The 2,939-nt window shown below is 43.7% G+C and carries 3 protein-coding genes and 1 pseudogene; all 4 read left to right on the top strand.

Going from position 1 to position 2,939, the window contains the following annotated elements; genetic code table 11:
• Nucleotides 1-194, top strand: a pseudogene (locus A3761_RS28245) (hypothetical protein); the annotation flags it as partial.
• Between the two features lie 105 nt (nucleotides 195-299).
• The gene (locus tag A3761_RS25110; protein WP_068514779.1) at nucleotides 300-647 is read left to right on the top strand and encodes a hypothetical protein; all 348 of its coding nucleotides are present in this window, start codon (nucleotides 300-302) and stop codon (nucleotides 645-647) included.
• On the top strand, nucleotides 644-898 hold the full coding sequence (locus tag A3761_RS25105) for a DUF1653 domain-containing protein (protein ID WP_068514784.1): 255 nt from the start codon (nucleotides 644-646) through the stop codon (nucleotides 896-898). The genes A3761_RS25110 and A3761_RS25105 overlap by 4 nt, the downstream gene beginning before the upstream one ends.
• 174 nt (nucleotides 899-1,072) lie before the next feature.
• The coding region (locus A3761_RS25100) for a vWA domain-containing protein (protein WP_068751135.1) at nucleotides 1,073-2,939 on the top strand (1,867 nt) is incomplete at its 3' end.

Below are 2,939 nucleotides of genomic sequence, written 5' to 3'. Positions count from 1 at the left end.
TACCTGAGGTCTCGGTATGGCTCCCTGAAACTTGTTCTTATCGTTTGCTATTTGAAGGGAAGCCGCTACCCCAGTGGCACCCCTTGATCGCGGGTAGCAAAATTATGATGCATGAAAATCACATTTCGGTGCGCTCAAAAGCAATCAGCGAAAGCCTGGTTTCAGAAGACGATTGGGAAGACTACATAATTTAGTTTGTTATGGCTGTCAGGCAGATGAACTACACTAAAAATTGCGAATTAATAATGAGATGGGCTCGCTCGATCTTGTTTAGTTGATATAGGCTTAAGGATAGATAGTTGGAAAGTTTTTCATACCTTGCTGCGTGGGCAGTGTACCTGATTTCCGCGCTCGTGATGATTGCCGTATTTTGGCGAATGACCAGAAATCTCAAGCTACGTCGAACCCGGCGATCTTTAAGGGTTCTGGTTGCCGTCCTCTTGTTAACGCCTATCAATATTGCGACAGATGCAAGTATTTGGCTGGCACCCGCCTACCTTGTTGGTGCTTATGACTGGGTTTTGGGTCACACAGATAAAGCGCTTCAAGCAGGGGTTTATATTGCCGCCGCTTATGCATTAATGATCGTTGTGGTGATGTTGGAATCGGTTATGAGAAGACTCTTGGGTATGGAGAAGGCTGGATGAGTGGTATCGAAACAGGCTTGTATCAGCATTATAAGGGGGCTGAATACGAGGTACTTGGCCTGGTCACGCATAGCGAGACAGAGGAAAAGTTGGTTGTCTATAGAGCTTTATATGGCGAGTTTGGATTGTGGGTGCGTCCTTTAGATATGTTTAAAGAGTCAGTGTCCATCAACGGTCTAGAGCAAGATCGCTTTAAGCTCATCAATGCCTATAACGTCGAGCTAGGAAAACATTTACCTTCATCACTCTAAACTTAGTGAAACACACTAATCTTCTATAAAAACAACAGGTAAGCGTTAATTTAAGAGAAAATACTTTTAATATCGCATTGTTGTTGTTGTAAAACCTGCTATAAATTATCTATGTTCGACTAATTTTGTCCATAATGCCTCATTTGTTTGGGCCGGGATCATGCAGGGGAATCTATGAACTCCAAACTATCATTTGCGCGCCAGGTGATAACGCAAAAGCTGAGAGGGCTTAGCCTTATTAAGCGTATGTTGACACTGGCGGTCTTCGTCAATGTATTAATTTCAGCTAATGCTTTCGCACAAGATGCCGCTGCTAATGAAGCGGGGGCCGATATACGTATGCTGATCGATATCTCCGGGAGCATGAAGAAGAATGATCCGGCCAACTTGCGAATCCCGGCGGTTAACCTATTAACTGAGCTGATTCCCGATGGCGATGAAGCGGGTGTTTGGACTTTTGGTCAATGGGTTAATAATTTGGTCAAGTTAAAAGCTGTTGATGAGCAATGGCGTCTTGACGCTAAAGAAAAAGCAAAGAAAATCAATTCTGTAGCGCTATATACAAATATTGGGGCAGTGCTTGAGAAGGCTTCTGATGATTTTTATAAAGAAGGTAAGGACTTCTCGAATACTCATTTCATTCTACTGACTGATGGCATGGTCGATATTGATAAAGACCCCGAGAAAAATGCCTCAGAACGTGAGCGTATTCTAACTTCAGTGATGGCTACCTTTAAAGAGAAGGGCGCCAAGATTCATTCAATCTCTTTGTCAAAAAATGCTGATAAATCCTTAATGGATAAGTTAGCTATTCAAACGGGTGGACAATCGGCGGTTGCCGAGACCCCTGAAGACCTGACTCGAATTTTTCTCCAAGCTCTTGAACAGGCCGTTCCTAGTGAGCAGGTACCTATCGAGGGAAATGAGTTTGTTATCGATTCTAGCATCGAAGAATTTACTGCTTTGATCTTTAGAGGGGATGGCAGCATTCCGACCGAAATTCTATCTCCTGATGAAAAAGTATATAGCTATGAAAACCAGGGTGAGGATATCAAATGGTATCAGGATAAAGGTTATGACTTGATTACTGTCAGTCGTCCTTTAGAAGGCACGTGGAAGATTAACTCCGAAGTTCAACCAGGAAGCCAGGTGACAGTGGTTAGTAACTTGCAGCTTAATGTTAGCAAACTACCGGTCAATTTCTTCGCTGGTGATCCCTTGAATGTTGACGTTAGCTTTAGTGAAGAAGGGAAGACAGTTACTAATCCTGATTTTTTGCAGTTATTAGATGTGCAGCTGCAGCTTAAAACAGAAAGCAATAAAACGGCTAAGAAGTCTATGTCGGATGAGGTTCCTGAAGACGGCGTTTTTAGAGAAGCTATTCGTAAGTTAAGTAAGGTCGGTCAGTATGAAGTGACGGTCTTGGTTGATGGGAAAACCTTTAAGCGTAAGAAACGCCAGATTATTAATTTGAGAGCGCCTTTTGATTTTGAATTTTCGGTTAAAGGGGAAGGAGATGAAGCTCATTATGCGCTAGTGGTCACGCCGATGAGTGAGACGATATCTCTGACTGATACCAATATATTTGCGAAGGTAAATGCTCCTGATGGGAGTAGTTTAATCAATGCCTTGGAATTAGATGCCGAGGCGGGGCGCTGGGTATTACCGATTAAGCCAGATAAAGGCGATGGCTTGTATAAAGTGGCTGTTAAGGTAAAGGCCGAGACGATTGAAGGAAAGAAATTCAAGTTCAAGCCTAAGCCTTTTGAGGCTGAGTTCCCGATACCGGCGGGTGCTTCAAATAATATCGTGTCAGTGAACGAGCAAGAAGATGCCCCAGAAGAGTTGCCTGCAGAGGCAATTGCGGAAGAAAAGGTAGAAGAGCCGAAAGCTGAAGAACCTAAAGAGGAAGCGAAAGAAGAGCTGCCTCAGCCAGCCGAAGAGCCCGTTAAGGANGAGGTGGAAGAGCCTGTTGAAGAGCCCGAAGCGGAAGAAGAGCTGGTAGAAGAGTCAGAAGACGATATGATGATTTGGTTTATTA

The organism is Oleiphilus sp. HI0123, assembly GCF_001635315.1.
This window is presented reverse-complemented; position numbering and strand designations above follow the sequence as displayed.

What these genes read in the sequence shown, in the direction of transcription:
- A3761_RS25105 (WP_068514784.1), top strand. Translation starts at nt 644, where the DNA reads ATGAGTGGTATCGAAACAGGCTTGTATCAGCATTATAAGGGGGCTGAA.